The organism is Hallella absiana, assembly GCF_025457485.1.
GTDB classification, from domain to species: Bacteria; Bacteroidota; Bacteroidia; order Bacteroidales; family Bacteroidaceae; genus Prevotella; species Prevotella absiana.
The window spans coordinates 17,235-31,586 of record NZ_JAMXSP010000001.1 but is presented as its reverse complement, the minus strand read 5'-3'; the positions used below and the strand labels follow the sequence as shown (position 1 = coordinate 31,586).

General features: G+C 51.1%; 14 protein-coding genes. 3 read left to right on the top strand and 11 right to left on the bottom strand.

Features of this window, described 5'->3' with window-relative positions:
• Nucleotides 1-121: 121 nt before the first annotated feature.
• Both NG346_RS00155 and NG346_RS00150 read left to right on the top strand, forming a co-directional pair.
• Nucleotides 122-403 carry an HU family DNA-binding protein gene (locus tag NG346_RS00155; protein ID WP_154533989.1) on the top strand — a complete coding sequence of 94 codons (282 nt, stop codon included), beginning with the start codon at nucleotides 122-124 and terminating at the stop codon, nucleotides 401-403.
• A 237-nt stretch (nucleotides 404-640) separates the two neighbouring features.
• A complete protein-coding gene (locus NG346_RS00150; protein WP_154533988.1) occupies nucleotides 641-2,215 on the top strand; it encodes an Rne/Rng family ribonuclease in 1,575 nt (524 codons plus the stop codon).
• Nucleotides 2,216-2,600: 385 nt separating this feature from the next.
• Here NG346_RS00150 and NG346_RS00145 read toward each other — a convergent pair whose 3' ends face one another.
• The 10 genes from NG346_RS00145 to NG346_RS00100 all read right to left on the bottom strand — a co-directional run bounded on the left by NG346_RS00145 (nucleotide 2,601) and on the right by NG346_RS00100 (nucleotide 12,314).
• Nucleotides 2,601-3,932 carry an MFS transporter gene (locus NG346_RS00145; protein ID WP_262288050.1) on the bottom strand — a complete coding sequence of 444 codons (1,332 nt, stop codon included), beginning with the start codon at nucleotides 3,930-3,932 and terminating at the stop codon, nucleotides 2,601-2,603.
• Between the two features lie 68 nt (nucleotides 3,933-4,000).
• Nucleotides 4,001-4,261, bottom strand: a complete 261-nt coding sequence (locus tag NG346_RS00140; RefSeq protein ID WP_262288049.1) for a hypothetical protein — start codon at nucleotides 4,259-4,261, stop codon at nucleotides 4,001-4,003.
• Nucleotides 4,262-4,367: 106 nt separating this feature from the next.
• Nucleotides 4,368-5,129: a YaaA family protein gene (locus NG346_RS00135; protein ID WP_262288048.1), complete on the bottom strand. Its 762-nt coding sequence runs from the start codon at nucleotides 5,127-5,129 to the stop codon at nucleotides 4,368-4,370.
• A gap of 229 nt (nucleotides 5,130-5,358) precedes the next feature.
• Nucleotides 5,359-5,628 (bottom strand): aldo/keto reductase, encoded by a 270-nt coding sequence (locus NG346_RS00130; RefSeq protein WP_262288047.1) that lies wholly within the window; start codon nucleotides 5,626-5,628, stop codon nucleotides 5,359-5,361.
• A 55-nt stretch (nucleotides 5,629-5,683) separates the two neighbouring features.
• Entirely contained in the window at nucleotides 5,684-6,868 is a 1,185-nt protein-coding gene (locus NG346_RS00125) for a cupin domain-containing carboxymuconolactone decarboxylase family protein (RefSeq protein WP_262288046.1), read from the bottom strand.
• A 165-nt stretch (nucleotides 6,869-7,033) separates the two neighbouring features.
• Nucleotides 7,034-8,884: a TonB-dependent receptor gene (locus NG346_RS00120; protein WP_262288045.1), complete on the bottom strand. Its 1,851-nt coding sequence runs from the start codon at nucleotides 8,882-8,884 to the stop codon at nucleotides 7,034-7,036.
• A 53-nt stretch (nucleotides 8,885-8,937) separates the two neighbouring features.
• Nucleotides 8,938-9,924: a DUF362 domain-containing protein gene (locus tag NG346_RS00115; protein WP_262288044.1), complete on the bottom strand. Its 987-nt coding sequence runs from the start codon at nucleotides 9,922-9,924 to the stop codon at nucleotides 8,938-8,940.
• A 166-nt stretch (nucleotides 9,925-10,090) separates the two neighbouring features.
• On the bottom strand, nucleotides 10,091-10,657 hold the full coding sequence (locus tag NG346_RS00110) for a flavin reductase family protein (RefSeq protein ID WP_262288043.1): 567 nt from the start codon (nucleotides 10,655-10,657) through the stop codon (nucleotides 10,091-10,093).
• A 7-nt stretch (nucleotides 10,658-10,664) separates the two neighbouring features.
• Nucleotides 10,665-11,264 carry a cyclophilin-like fold protein gene (locus tag NG346_RS00105; protein WP_262288042.1) on the bottom strand — a complete coding sequence of 200 codons (600 nt, stop codon included), beginning with the start codon at nucleotides 11,262-11,264 and terminating at the stop codon, nucleotides 10,665-10,667.
• 6 nt (nucleotides 11,265-11,270) lie between these two features.
• Nucleotides 11,271-12,314, bottom strand: a complete 1,044-nt coding sequence (locus NG346_RS00100; RefSeq protein WP_262288127.1) for an alpha/beta hydrolase — start codon at nucleotides 12,312-12,314, stop codon at nucleotides 11,271-11,273.
• A 199-nt stretch (nucleotides 12,315-12,513) separates the two neighbouring features.
• Between NG346_RS00100 and NG346_RS00095 the strand changes: the two genes are divergently transcribed.
• On the top strand, nucleotides 12,514-13,422 hold the full coding sequence (locus tag NG346_RS00095; protein ID WP_262288041.1) for a helix-turn-helix domain-containing protein: 909 nt from the start codon (nucleotides 12,514-12,516) through the stop codon (nucleotides 13,420-13,422).
• A gap of 313 nt (nucleotides 13,423-13,735) precedes the next feature.
• On the opposite strand, the gene NG346_RS00090 is transcribed toward NG346_RS00095, so the two are convergent.
• Complete coding sequence (locus NG346_RS00090; protein WP_154533655.1) at nucleotides 13,736-14,347, bottom strand: polysaccharide deacetylase family protein; 612 nt, start codon at nucleotides 14,345-14,347, stop codon at nucleotides 13,736-13,738.
• Nucleotides 14,348-14,352 lie beyond the last annotated feature (5 nt).

Below are 14,352 nucleotides of genomic sequence, written 5' to 3'. Positions count from 1 at the left end.
AGAAGAAAAAAACATTGCAATAAATTTCCGTATCACACGAAAAACTTGTAACTTTGCATACCCTAAGAAAAAGGGCTAACACGTTGACATTCATATAATAAAAGAAAAGTATATCAACACCATGACAAAAGCAGATATCATCAGTGAGATTACTGAGCAGACAGGATTGCAAAAGAAAGAAGTGGCCGCAGTAGTGGAGAGCTTCATGGAGTGCGTAAAGCGTTGCATGCTCGACAAGAAAGAGAACGTATATCTCCGCGGTTTCGGCAGCTTCATCATCAAGCATCGCGCTGCCAAGACAGCCCGCGACATTGGCAAGAACACCACGATCACCATTGCCGCCCACGACCTGCCGAGCTTCAAGCCCGCCAAGGCTTTCGTAGAAGAGATGAAAGGCGAGTAAGCCCATCACACTACACTGAGAAAGACAAACAAAACTGTATTATACACAACTTTTAAAACATTTTACCATGCCAAACGGAAAAAAGAAGAAAGGCCACAAGATGGCTACGCATAAGCGTAAAAAGAGATTACGTAAGAACCGCCACAAGAGCAAGTAAGCTCAGGCGACTGTTCTTGAGAGGGGGCACGCCTTTCGTGGTGTGCCCCTTGCTTTTTAACCCTACTAAAACACCAAGAGATGACAAGCGAAGTAATCATTGACGTCAAGCCAAAAGAGATCTCCATCGCCCTGCTCGAGGACAAACGACTGGTAGAATACCAGAACGAGCCCCGCTCGGCCAACTTCTCTGTGGGCAATATCTACGTCGCAAAGGTGAAGAAGCTCATGCCGGGCCTCAACGCCAGTTTTGTCGACGTAGGGTATGAGCGTGACGCTTTCTTGCATTATCTTGACTTAGGTAGTCAGTTTAATTCCTACGCTAAGTATCTCAAGCAGATACAGAGCGACCGCCGGCGCCTCTTCCCCTTTGACAAAGCCACGCGCCTGCCCGACCTGCAAAAGGACGGCAGCGTGCAGCAGACGCTCAAACAGGGACAGGAAGTGCTCGTGCAGATTGTCAAGGAGCCTATCTCCACCAAGGGTCCGCGCCTGACGGGCGAGCTGAGCTTTGCCGGCCGCTATCTCGTCTTGCTGCCCTTTGGCGACAAGGTCTCTGTATCCTCCAAGATCAAAAGCGGTGAAGAAAGAGCAAGACTCAAGCAACTCATCCACAGCATCAAACCCAAGAACTGCGGTGTCATCGTCAGAACCGTAGCTGAAGGCAAGCGCGTAGCCGAGCTCGACGGCGAGCTGAAGATCCTGTACAAGCGATGGATGGATGCCATCACCAAGGTGCAAAAGACCCAGCAGCGCCCGCAACTCGTCTACGAAGAGACCAGCAGGGCCGTTGCCTTGCTGCGCGATTTGTTCAACCCCAGCTACGAGAATATTTTTGTCAACGACGACAACGTGTTCCATGAAGTGAAGGATTATGTGGCACTCATCGCCCCTGAAAAGGCAGGTATCGTCAAGCGCTATACCGGAAAGGTGCCCATCTTCGACAATTTCAACGTCACCAAACAGATTAAAGCCAGCTTCGGCAAGACCGTGAACTATGCCCACGGTGCTTATCTCATCATTGAGCACACCGAAGCCATGCACGTTGTGGATGTCAACAGTGGCAACAGATCAAAGAACGAAAAAGGCCAGGAAGGCACGGCTCTCGACACCAACCTCGGAGCTGCCGACGAGTTGGCGCGCCAACTCCGACTGCGTGATATGGGAGGAATCATCGTGGTCGACTTCATCGACATGAACCTGGCCGAGGACCGGCAACTGCTCTATGAGCGCATGTGCAAGAACATGCAGAAGGACCGCGCCCGCCACAACATTCTGCCACTGAGCAAATTCGGACTGATGCAGATCACCCGTCAGCGCGTGCGTCCGGCAATGGACGTCAACGTGGAAGAGACGTGTCCCACCTGCAACGGTACCGGAAAGATCAAGTCAAGCATTCTCTTCACCGACCAGCTCGAAGGAAAAATCGACCGCCTGGTCAACAAGATAGGCATCAAGAAGTTCTATCTCCACGTTCATCCCTATGTCGCTGCCTACATCAACCAGGGCATTATGAGCCTCAAACGCAAGTGGCAGATGAAATACGGATTCGGTGTGCATATCATTCCTTCTCAGAAGCTCGCCTTCCTGCAGTATGAGTTCTACGACGCAAAGGGTGAGTATCTCGACATGAAGGAAGAGATAGAAACCAAGTAACGGACGGTCCGCATCACGGACCCAACCGCACAACCCATCAAGAGGGAGTGTCAACACAGCGTTGACACTCCCTCTTTTGGTGATAGGGGGGCACTTTTTGCATGTTTTCTCTTCCGTTCGCTGAACGGATGTGGTGGTTTACTGAACAAAAAGCTATGCTTCCAACGGGATTGCGTATCTTTGCAACAGTAAAAGATCAAAGAGATTTTTAGGTTTCTATAATTATTATGGTTAAGACAATTGTATGATAAGGGAGTAACTTAGATTTTACCATTTAGATCGAACTCTAATCAGGTAACAGGAAGAAGAGGCCGGAGCAGTGATTGCCCCGGCCTCTTCGTGTATAATTGGCTTTTCAGAAAAATCTGAAGCGTCTTTCCCTTGTTTATGCCTGTGCTTCGCTGGCCTCCTTATTGACGATACGTGATCCCCAAACGGCATAGAAGAACATGTAGCACATGGCCACGAGAGGCACCACATACGACACCATATATCCTGCCTTGTCGGCGATTGCGTTCTGCACCATCGGCAGAATGCCGCCACCAACAACCATCGTCATGAAAATGCCACTGGCTGCGGCGGTGTATTTGCCTAAGCCTTCAGTAGCAAGGTTGAATGTGCAGCTCCACATCACGGAAGTGCACAGACCACAGCAGACGAGCAGGATGGCACTCAGCGGCAACTCTGTCATCTCGAAGCCGGAACCGGTGAATACCGGGATAGCTCCCGTGACGGTCTTGGGAAGTACCATGGCTGTGATGATCAGACAGACACCGATGGCATTGGTGGTACCCATCATCACACGACTGGAAACCTTGGAGCCAATCAAGCCGGCAACAAAACGACCCACAAGCATCAGCAGCCAATAGGTGCCGGCAGCGAAGCCGCCGATCGTCGCAGCGGTCGCCACATTCAGTCCTGCACCCGCCGCAGACGTGTCACTAAGGAAGAAATTAAGCGTACCGGGGATGCCCACCTCTGTACCGACATAGAGGAAAATGGCGATCACACCCAACGTGAAATGACGGAAATAGAAGGGGGAGTGCTCAAAAGTCACGCCCTCGGTGTTGTTGCTTTCGGGATCAGCAATGGGGATGAAACTGAGGATGATGAATGTAGCAGCAAAGATACCCATTGCCAGATAGAGCACGATGTTGACATCGCTGATGGCTGTGTCCTTTGTCACTGTGCCGATGAGCGCGCCAACGAGCATCGGAGTGAGCGTACCCATGAAGGAGTTGAGCGTTCCACCGATCTGCAACAGCTGATTGCCTTTCTTTCCGCCACCACCAAGTAGGTTGAGCATAGGGTTGACAACAGTGTTGAGCATGCACACCGAAATGCCAGCCACAAAGGCACCGAGTAAGTAGACATAGAAGTTGGTGGGCAGACCCATCAACAAACTATGGGTGAACAGCTGACCGGAAAGAAACTGGATGAACACGCCAGCGAAGCCAAAGGCGACAGCCACCAGTGCCGTCTTCTTATAGCCGATGCGTTGCAGCATCTTTCCGGAAGGAATGCCCATGAACAGATAAGCCAGGAAGTTCATCATGTTGCCAAGCATTCCCAGTGTGTTGGAGCCTTCGAGTGCCGGCTGGTTTTTCCATATGACACCGATAGGAGCGGCGAGATTTGTGACGAAAGCGATCATTCCGAAGAGGAAGATCATGGCCACGATGGCGATAGAACGCCCTTTCTGATTAGTCTCTTGCATTTTTCTTGTTTATGTTTTTAGTTAATATTTCTCTTATAAATACGACTGAAAGGCAGAAAATACACAAACTATTCTTCCGGCAAACGGCCGACAAGCAACATCGAAAAGCAGCGGCGATACTCTTCCACCATCTTGGCGTGCCCTGCTTTACGGTAACATTCGTGAAAAACAGGGGTGAGAGAGAACCGTGGGTAGATCTCTTCGTAATGATCAAGCAATGCAAGTTTCATCCCACGTGGATCGTTGGGATCGACATGAGCTTGCTGCAACACTTGTAAAGCAAAGGTACGGAAAAACGCCGTCACCTCCGAACGTATTCTATCTTTCATATTGCAAAGGTAAAAAATAAAACTACAAGAACCAAGAAAAAAAGGTTAATTGTAGATGATCAGACTTGTTCGCTTCCTTGTGTCCTTGGTTGCTGCTGACGCAAGATCAGGCTTTGATGAAATGGGGATGGTTTTCGTCGCCCAAACGAGGATTGAAGATGAAGCCGTCCTCTGAGAATGCGCTTAAGGCCTTTGGGTCGTTGAGTTTGTTCTGAATGACAAAGCGCGCCATTCCTCCACGGCAGCCCTTGGCATACATCGACACGATCTTGAACTGAGCACCTTGGTCAACATAGAAGTAAGGCTTCACGACTCTCACCTCTTTCTCCACGCGCTTCCAGTCAAAAAGATGCTCAAACTCCTCGGTGGCCAGATGGAGCAGTACACCGTCGTCGGCCTTGACGCGCTCAATGAGGCGGTCGGTCAACCGATCTTTCCACCACACGAAGAGTGTCTTGCCGTCTGTAGTTTGCAACTTTACCTTGCCTTCCAACCGGTAGAGACGGATGCCGTCCAAGGGACGCAAGATGCCATAAAGAAAAGAAAGAATCAACAAATGATTCTGAGCAAAACGGAAATCATCGGCAGAAAACTCGTCAGCACGGAGATGCTTGTAGGCTTGACCATAGTAGGCGAGGATAGCGGGAATACGGTTTTCATCCAACATGAACTGCTGAAAACGCTGATGATTCTCCAAGGCAATGGCAGCACTACAGTGCAAAGCCTTGGCGAGATCGGTGACTGACCATTGGGAAAGTTCCAACGCCAAGTGGCGTGCCGCGTCGTCAAAGAGGGGCGTCGTCATTGTGGGAACCCGTCCGCTGTCTGCGGATCTCATGATTTTGGCACTGGCAAGTATCAGTTGCATATTATTAGTTTGTATTTTAATATTGTAATGAAACTCCACACCCCAGAGCAACGGTATTCGAAGATCACAGGGCTGAGATTGATAGTACAAATTTATAGCTATAATGTCAGACTCCAAAACAATTTCAGCAAAATGTTTATCATTAAGCATTTAAAATACTGTAGTCTGCCAATACATAAAAAAAACTCCCTTTGTCTTGCATGAGAACAAAGGGAGGTACCTATTGAAGTTACTTGTTCTTGCTTGCCGCTACCCATACAGGTTCTTCGTTCATCACGGGCTTGTTGACTGCCATCACACCTGAAAGATTGTGCGGCACATAGGGCTCTTCAAGATAACGAATGTCATCCGCAGAGAGATGGACATCGAGCGACTTCACGGCGCCCTCGATATGATGCAGTTTGGTGGCTCCTACTATCGGCGATTCCACCTTTGTCAGCAGCCAAGCCAGTGAAATCTGTGTCATCTCCACCCCGTAGCGGTCGGCCAGATCCACCACACGCGGTCAGCAGTATGAGGAAAAAGATGGCTCTTTTCATTGTGGTACACTTTGTTTATTTGTCCGCCTCTACGCTGCGGATGCAATTGAGGGCATTGAGTGTACGCGGATAGCCGATGAAGGGGAGGTTACTGGAAATGACAGCGATGAGCAGATCCTTGTCGTTGCCTACGTGGTAGTTGCCGGCAATATGTCCTTTCAACTGCGGCTCGCAACCACCTTGGGCTGCAAGGAAACAGAACGTAATGAGCTCGCGCATCTTCAGGTCAAGCCCAGTGCGGGTGTAGTAATCGCCAAAGCAGTTGTCTGCCAGCCATTTGTTGATGTGTCGGCTGTCTTCCGGTCCCGACTTCCAGAAGTCGCGCATAGAGTCGCCGAAACAACCGACCTGTGCCTCTGTGCCAGCCTCACGACGGGTCTCCATCGTGGTGGTCTGCTGTGAAGCCAATGGCAGGGTGATGCCACGGTCAGTCAACACCTCGTTGGTAGCCGAGAGGAAGGGGCGGACGCGTCCCATGCCTAAATAGGCCGTAGCCTGATAGACGATTTCCTTCACCTCAACAGGTGTCACGCCTTTGGCGAGTGCTTCTGGCAGCAGTTCACGGTATTCGCTGAGGCCCTGACAGCCAAGGAGCGTGGCCAGATAGCAGATGTAGCGGGTACGGTCGTCGAGACGAGTCTTCACCTGTTCCACCACCTCGCCGAAAGCAAAGGCCTTGAAGCGCTGGTTGTATTCGGCGTCGGTGACGCCGAGCATTGCTGAACTGGCAGGCAGCTTGTCGTACTCTGCATCCGTGACAGGCTCCAGCCACTCGTTGGAGGCACCTTCTTCTACCTTTGTCATATAGGTGATATGCTGCATCCACGAGTCTTTAGCGGCCCCATGCCAGTGCTTGGCCTCGGCAGGGATGGCCACGACCACACCTGGGCGCAGGACGACAGGTTCCTTGCCTTCCTCGACATACCATCCGCAGCCAGCCACGCAGATGAGCACCTGCACCGACTTGTGGTGGATGTGCCAGTTGTTGCGGCAACGGGGCTCGAAGGTGACGTTCACTGGACCTCCATTCTTGGCATCGAGGGGAGCCAGATAACTATTGCCTGTGAAATACTGGGCATAAGCACTGTTCAACTCTCCTTTCGGCCATACACTGAAATCAACATTTTCTTTCATATTCTTTTGCGCATTTACAGTTGCCACTGCCAAGAGCAGTGCGATGACGGTGGTAATGATTTTCATTCTTTATTTTTGTTTCCGGTTGCAAAGTTACGAGTTTCCTGCAAATAGGCTGTTACCTCGATTAAGGCTGCTATAACCCTTATTGCGGAAATCGTGTCTACACGCTTGCGAGAATAGAATGCTTCTTCAAAAAGCTCGCTGGAATGATACCCAAAGAGTACACACCTACAGTTGCACTTCAACACCTGCCATGACTGTGGCACGCGGCATGGGGAAGCCGGCGTTGACCTCATAGTGCTGGGCAAGGAGATTCTCTCCATGGACGAAGAATTTCAAGGCACGGCTGATGCGCAAAGAAGCCGTGAGATCCCATAGCCAGAAATTCTCGGTCTTAGGGCTGTTGTCGGCTGTATGCAGACCATCGATCCATTGCAATCCGCTGTGCAGCGTGAAGCACCCCGTCTGCCAGTCAGCTCCCATGAAAAGCTTATGCTTCGGTGCAGCCGTTAGCGTGCGGCTGGTATGAAGGAAGCTGTAGTTGGCATCTAAGCGCAGATGCCGCATGGGTACGTAGAAGGCAAGGAGCTCAAAACCAGCGTTCTCCGTGCTGCCCGTGTTGACATTCAGCGGGCGGCCGTTGGTCATCTGCGTGGTAATGAGGTTCTCAGCGTTGAGATAGAACACGTTGAGTCCGTAACCTAAGTGCCCATCCAACAGACGTTGGCGCAGTGAGAGCTCATAGTTCCACAGGCGTTCCGGCGCAAGGTCGGCATTGGCGGGGCGGAACATGTAGAGTTCACGCAGCGTAGGGTTGCGGAAGCCTTTGCCCACAATGGCTTTCAGCTCCATGTTGTGAGGTAGACGGGCAGTGAGCCCTCCTTGAGGCACCCACTCCGATCCTGACACGCTGTGGTGGTCAAGACGTAGGGCCACGTCGGCGGTAAGCCACGACAGCAGTTCCTGGCGAATGTCGGCATAGCCCGCTACCTCATTGACGGTGCGGTTGACAAGATCCGTGCTACTGCCGTCTGCCATCGCCTTCTGCCAGGCATGTCCACCGAAGTGCTGATAGTCAAAGCCCAGCGTCACGCGAGTAGTGGAGAAAGGAGCAAAGCTCTCATAGGCAGAGACGCCTCCCATGCGATCATTGTGCATGTAGTAGGCGGTCTGTGCAGGACGCGTAGCAACATGTCCGTCGTTGATATGATGATGTCCCCAGTTGTAGAACGCACGCACAGCACCCGATACGCGACCGTAGTCGTTGGTGAGCGATAGCGCTGTCATGCCACGGGTGATGAGCATGTCGTTGTCGATGAGCGGTGCCGAAACGGGTCCCGGGTTGGACGACTCCTGATAAGCGATGTTCGCGGTGCCGTTGATCTGCCAATAGCGCGAGAGGTCGTAGCCGAGTTTGAGGAAACCACTTGTCTGACTGAAAGCAGAGTTAGGACGATGACCGTCGGTGCGCTCATAGTTCAGTGCGGCAATGGACGAGAAACGGCCTTGGCGCAGACGGTTGGTGGCGGTGCCGATGAATGTGCCGTAGCCGCCTCCCTGTAGGTTGATGTCGGTCTGCATGCCGTCCGCTTCCATCCTGCGTGTCACGATGTTCACCACTCCGCCCATGGCATTGCTGCCATAGATTGTCGAGACGGGACCGCCCACGACCTCCACGCGGTCGGCCATCATCGTTTGATAGGTATCGGCGAGTGGATGCCCATAGAGCCCGGCATACTGGGGTAGGCCGTCGATGAGCACGAGCAGATCAGCCGAGCCACCGACACCTCTCATCTTGATGGTTCCTGCTGCACCTGTGCTCAGACCATAACCGAGGAGGCCGCGAGTAGTGACGAAGAGTCCCGGCACTTGCTGACTCAACGTAGGGAGCACTGATGGCTGATAGGATGCTGTGAGCTGGGAACGGCCAATAACCGACACGTCGAGAGGCAGATGTCGGATGTCGGAGCGATAGCGCGTACCGGTGACCACCACATCGCTCAGACGCACTGAGTCTGTTTGGGCAAAGGACGTGCTGACCGCACCAAGTAGTGCGGTCGCCAAGAGTATGTGTTTCATAAAAGAAGATGGTAGATTAATGACTCTTGAAAGAGAATAAGAGTTAAATTGATCTATTTGTCGATGTTGACAATCGTGTATTTCTTCGAGCCCAGACCTATCTTTTCCGCCCAGTCGATAGTGTGAGTGCCGTGCTGCTTGTCGATGCGCTTAAGCAAGTCGGTAGGATCGTTCTTCGCCGTCACTTTCTGATTGTTGATGATGTCGACGCAAGCCTGGTCGAGAGCCACGGGGTCGGTGCTGGCGAGGATGCCATAATCTTCCAACTTCACGGGAGCAGGATGGTCGACACAATCGCAATCAATGCTCATATTGTTCATCACGCTGATATAGATGATACCATTCTCCTTCTGAAAATAGTTTACCACGGCCTGAGCGGCAGCAGCCATGCTCTCCAAGAAACCGTCCTGGTCGCCGATGTACTTCGGTGTCCACACCGAGTCCATATTGAGTTTGTTCATCTTACCAGCCGAATGGATGTAAGCCTTTCCGTTGGATGAGGCACAGCCGATAGAGAGGTTCTTAATTGCCCCACCGTAGCCACCCATGGGATGACCTTTGAAGTGGTTGAGACAGATCATGAAGTCGTAGTTGGCAAGATGTCCGCCTACGATGTCGTAGTTCAGATGGGTATGGTCGCGCACGGGAATGCGTATCTCATCGTATTCGTCCATGATGTCGACGGGGAAATACTTTGTAAATCCGTGGCGGTCAATGACCTTCCAATGATTGGCAGAGTTGTTGCGCACGTCGTTAGGATCGCCGCCATAGGCGGTGTTGTTTTCTACGATGGTACCGTCAACGTCATAGACGAGATCCTTGATGAGCTCCGGTTTGAGATAGTTGGGATTGCTGCCCTCGCCGGTACTTATTTTCACGGCCACACGTCCCTTGGCTTTCACGCCTAATGCCTTGTAGATACGGACGAGTGAGGCGGGAGAGATCTCGCGTGTCAGATAAACCTTGGACTGAGCCCAGGCCGTTGTGCCCATAACAAGCAGTGCGGCTACCGCAAGGTTGCGGAGAAAGAAATGCTTCATAATCAAAAACTGTTATAGTTGTTACATATTGCAAAGATAGTTTTTTTCTCGCAATACAGGTTTATACAGAATATCTTTTTTCTTACCTTTTTCTGTTTTTCTCTCGTGTGTAACCCAACCTCAAAATAGGGGGCTATTGGACGGTGTTGATATGAAAGGCGTATCTTTATTTTAATGTTTCGCCGTATGCTTTACCCATCTTCACGCAGTCGCCGATGATGTCGCCGGTGCGCAGATACTTATAGGTAGGCATTTCGAAGAGTACTGGCTTCAGCTTTGAATAGTCGGGCTTGCCCTTCTCGTCAAGTTTGTCCTCATCGACGTAGGTATTGAGGATGTTGCAAATGTAGTTTTTGAAGCCGTCTATCTCATAGGTATCCACGACCTCACACTCCATCACCAGCGGTGACTGCTCGATAACGGGCATGCCTGCCTCGCCAACATGATAGGGGAAGATGTCCGACTTGTCCACTTTTGCCCCGCTGACCGTTCCTGTGTAGTCGGCTGCGGCAACGAATGTCTCGTCGATGATATTGACAGATAACTTGTGCTGCTCATCAATTGCTTTCACACTGTGGTGTGACGAGTGGACACTTAACAGTATTTTCGAGTGACTGACAATGCCGATGTGTGCTATGAGCAGCCAGTTTACCTTCCCATCTTCCCCGACAGTTCCTACTACTGTGGCTGGCGTAGGATAGAGTGCCAGTTTCTTTCCAATATTCTGTTTCATATTGATGCTATTTCATGATTTTCTTTCCGTCCTTGATGACGATGCCTTTGTGGCCGGCAGAGGCAGGTGTACCGTTCAGCGTGTATGCACGCGAATCAGTACCTGCGGTGTTCCGGCTCTCGTTGCTTATATTGCTGATACCTGTCGCATCTGATGTGAGCGAGAGGGTGACGGTGATGTTGCTCTCTCCTGCTTTCAGGAATGTGCGTAACTGGCTTTCCGACAAACCGTCTATCTTGCCCAGGCGGGTGTAACTCCATGAGTTTGAACCATAGAAAAGGCAGATGTTGCTGCCGTTATAGAGAACGACATCTCCCGGCTGTGCCGTCATCTGCTGGTTGCTCGTAGGAAGCGAGAAACCAAGCGGTCCCCATATCTCGAAGCCGCCACTGGAGTTAAGCGTAACTGTGACAGCACCGTTCTGTAGCCGTTCCACGAGTTCCTGCGTTGCCGCATTATTGGCAAGAGTTATGCTCTGAGTCTGTCCTGCGATGGTAATATACATAGTCATATCGTTTTCTGTCTGCAATGTCTCCGCCTGCATCCCGCCGTCGGACGAGCAACAGACGAAGAACATGGTCATAATTATCAGCAGATATTTTCTCATACACGATTATTTTAGATTCTCACGGAAAAATCGTTCGATCTTGTCGTAGGGGATGACACCTGCCACATCGTCGTAAAGGTCAACGTGCGATGCTCCGGGGATGATGTAGAGTTCCTTGTTTCCTACCTTGGCACTCTGCCCCTCGACATGCTTGCCCGTCATCTTCTCGAAGGCATACTCGGAGAAATAGCGTGAGTGAGCCTTCTCGCCGTGGATGAGCAACACGGGACTCTCAATCTCTGCGGCAAAGGCCAGCAGCGGCTGATTGAGGAATGACTGACATCCTGTGACATTCCAGCCGTCGGTAGAGTTGCCTGAGCGCTCATGGTAGCCGCGCTTCGTCTTGTAATAGGCATGGTAGTCCTTCACAAACCGGGGAGCATCCTCTGGCAGCGGGTCGATGACGCCGCCTGCACGCTTGTATGTCCCTGTCTTGTAGTCTTCCGTGCGCTGCCGGGCCATGGCCTTGCGCTTCTCCATGCGTTGTTGCGGGGTGTCTTCGCTCTGGAAGTAGCCCTCGATGTTCACCTTGCTCATGTCGTACATCGTGCTGGCGACGGTTGCCTTGATGCGCGGGTCGATGGCAGCGGCATTGACGGCCATACCTCCAAAGCCGCAAATGCCGATGATACCGATGCGCTCAGCATCTACATTCTCCTGCACAGAGAGAAAATCGACGGCAGCGAGGAAGTCCTCGGTGTTGATGTCGGGCGAAGCCATGCGCCGCGGTTCGCCGCCACTCTCTCCTGTGAACGAGGGGTCGAAAGCAATGGTGAGGAATCCACGCTCTGCCAAATGTTGGGCATAGAGACCGCTCGACTGTTCTTTCACGGCTCCAAAAGGTCCACTAACGGCAATGGCTGCCAGTCGGCCCTTAGCGTTCTTGGGTGTGTACATGTCGGCAACGAGTTCGATGCCGTAACGATTGTGGAAGGAGACCTTCTTATGGTCGACCTTCTCACTCTTGGGGAAAACCTTGTCCCACTCTTGTGTCATCTTCAACTGTGTCATCTTTTTTGTACTTTGTGCCCCAGCAGCTACAAATGTCATCAGAAATGCCAAGGCTGTGATTATTCTTCTCATCTGTTGTTATCTTTGTTTCCGGTTGCAAAGTTACGAGTTTCCTGTCAACAGGCTATTACCCCGATTAAGGCTGCTATAACCCTTTTTGCTGAAATTGCAGCTTCCCTCTTGCGTGAATAGAAAAATTCAACTAATTTTGTACGAAGAAACATAAAGACAGATAAATATGAGCGACACAACGATTATCCCCATCGACAGTATCGATGCATATAATAAGATGTATGGCTTCGAGACCCTGCATCCCTTAGTGAGCGTGGTAGACTTGGCGGAAGCTACGAAGATACCCAACCACGTCACTTTCCGCTATGGTGTCTATGCGCTGTGGCTGAAAGACGGCATACAGTGTGCGCTACACTACGGGCGCCAGCAATACGACTATCAGGACGGTACCATCGTAAGCTTCGCGCCGGGGCAGATGGTGCGCGTGGATATGACAGAGGAACAGCTCCATACGCCGTCGCACACCTTAGGCCTGCTCTTCCATCCTGATCTTCTCTTTGGAACACCCTTGGGGAAGGCTATCGGTGGCTATCACTTCTTCGACTACGCCTCGGCTGAGTCGCTCCATCTCAGCGAGCGCGAGCGGCGGATGTACACCGACACGCTCAACACCATCCGCTTTGAGATGGAGCAGCCCGTGGACAAACACTCACAGACCATTCTCACCGACCGCATCAAGCTCATCCTCGACTACTGCCAGCGCTTCTACGACCGGCAGTTCATCATCCGGCACAAGGAGAACTCCGATATTCTCTCTGCCTTTGAGCGCAACATCAAGGATTATTTCGAGCAGGGCTTAGCCGTGCGCGGCGGACTGCCCTCAGTGGCTTACTTCGCTGATAAAGCTTGTCTGTCACCGGGCTACTTTGGCGACCTCATTCGTAAGGAGACGGGAATGACGGCACAGTACTATATTCAACAGCACATTCTCGCGCTTAGCAAGCAACTGCTCCTCGACCCCTCGCAGAGCATCTCGCAGATTTCCGACCGCCTCGGCTTCCAGTATCCCCAGCACTTCTCACGCTTCTTCAAAAAGCTTGCGGGAATGACACCAAAAGAATATAGAGAGAAGTAAAATAAGAAGGGAAGTATTCATTAAAAGGCACCACTAATGACCATTATTGTTTACGAAATGTACACAGAGTCAACCAAAATAAGGTTTAAGAACAAACAGTCAACATTACTCATAACAATATATGAACATGTAATCGCGTAGATATATGATAGCAATAATCCCAAATATGTGCCTACAGCGAACATGTCTCTTAGTGATGCGGTTGATAGCCAGTAAATATAATCTTTATATCTATAAAATAGTACAATAGAAAAGGTGATGGAAACGGACAACAAATGACTGTTCGACGACCCTGACTCTTCCGCAGGCAAGATCACTCAATGATCTTGAACTCGTAACCTTGATCCTTGAGCCATTGCAGTGATAAAGGCAAAGCGATCTTCAGCTTGTCAATACTCTTCAGCGAGTCGTGAAAGGTGATGATGGAACCATTGCGTGCATAGCGCTTCACGTTGTTAATAACATCCTGAGCCGTCAGCCATTTGGAATAGTCTCTGGTAACCAAGTCCCACATCACAATCTTGTATTTCCTTTGCAGCCACCAGTATTCTGAATGACGCATCCATCCGTGCGGCGGACGGAAGAGATGTGACTTGATCAGTTCGTTGGCCTGTGCCGTGTTGATGGCATAGGTGATCGTCCAGTGCTTGAAGGCTCCAATATGATTAAACGTGTGGTTGCCAACCTGGTGGCCTTCTTCGACAATGCGGTTGTAGAGGTCGTGATTTCGCAAAACGTTCTCACCGACCATAAAGAAAGTAGCCTTGGCACCAAACTTTCGTAAGGTGTCAAGGATAAATGGTGTCGACTCCGGTATCGGACCGTCGTCGAACGTGAGATATACAGCCCGCTCGCTCTGATCCATTCGCCACAGGGCGTTTGGATAGAGCCAGCGGAGCCATTTAGCGGGTTGTTCTATAAACATGGCGA

Coding starts and splice junctions, on each gene's coding strand:
- NG346_RS00155 (WP_154533989.1), top strand. CDS start 122: ATGACAAAAGCAGATATCATCAGTGAGATTACTGAGCAGACAGGATTG.
- NG346_RS00150 (WP_154533988.1), top strand. CDS start 641: ATGACAAGCGAAGTAATCATTGACGTCAAGCCAAAAGAGATCTCCATC.
- NG346_RS00145 (WP_262288050.1), bottom strand. CDS start 3,932: ATGCAAGAGACTAATCAGAAAGGGCGTTCTATCGCCATCGTGGCCATG.
- NG346_RS00140 (WP_262288049.1), bottom strand. CDS start 4,261: ATGAAAGATAGAATACGTTCGGAGGTGACGGCGTTTTTCCGTACCTTT.
- NG346_RS00135 (WP_262288048.1), bottom strand. CDS start 5,129: ATGCAACTGATACTTGCCAGTGCCAAAATCATGAGATCCGCAGACAGC.
- NG346_RS00125 (WP_262288046.1), bottom strand. CDS start 6,868: ATGAAAATCATTACCACCGTCATCGCACTGCTCTTGGCAGTGGCAACT.
- NG346_RS00120 (WP_262288045.1), bottom strand. CDS start 8,884: ATGAAACACATACTCTTGGCGACCGCACTACTTGGTGCGGTCAGCACG.
- NG346_RS00115 (WP_262288044.1), bottom strand. CDS start 9,924: ATGAAGCATTTCTTTCTCCGCAACCTTGCGGTAGCCGCACTGCTTGTT.
- NG346_RS00110 (WP_262288043.1), bottom strand. CDS start 10,657: ATGAAACAGAATATTGGAAAGAAACTGGCACTCTATCCTACGCCAGCC.
- NG346_RS00105 (WP_262288042.1), bottom strand. CDS start 11,264: ATGAGAAAATATCTGCTGATAATTATGACCATGTTCTTCGTCTGTTGC.
- NG346_RS00100 (WP_262288127.1), bottom strand. CDS start 12,314: ATGACATTTGTAGCTGCTGGGGCACAAAGTACAAAAAAGATGACACAG.
- NG346_RS00095 (WP_262288041.1), top strand. CDS start 12,514: ATGAGCGACACAACGATTATCCCCATCGACAGTATCGATGCATATAAT.
- NG346_RS00090 (WP_154533655.1), bottom strand. CDS start 14,347: ATGTTTATAGAACAACCCGCTAAATGGCTCCGCTGGCTCTATCCAAAC.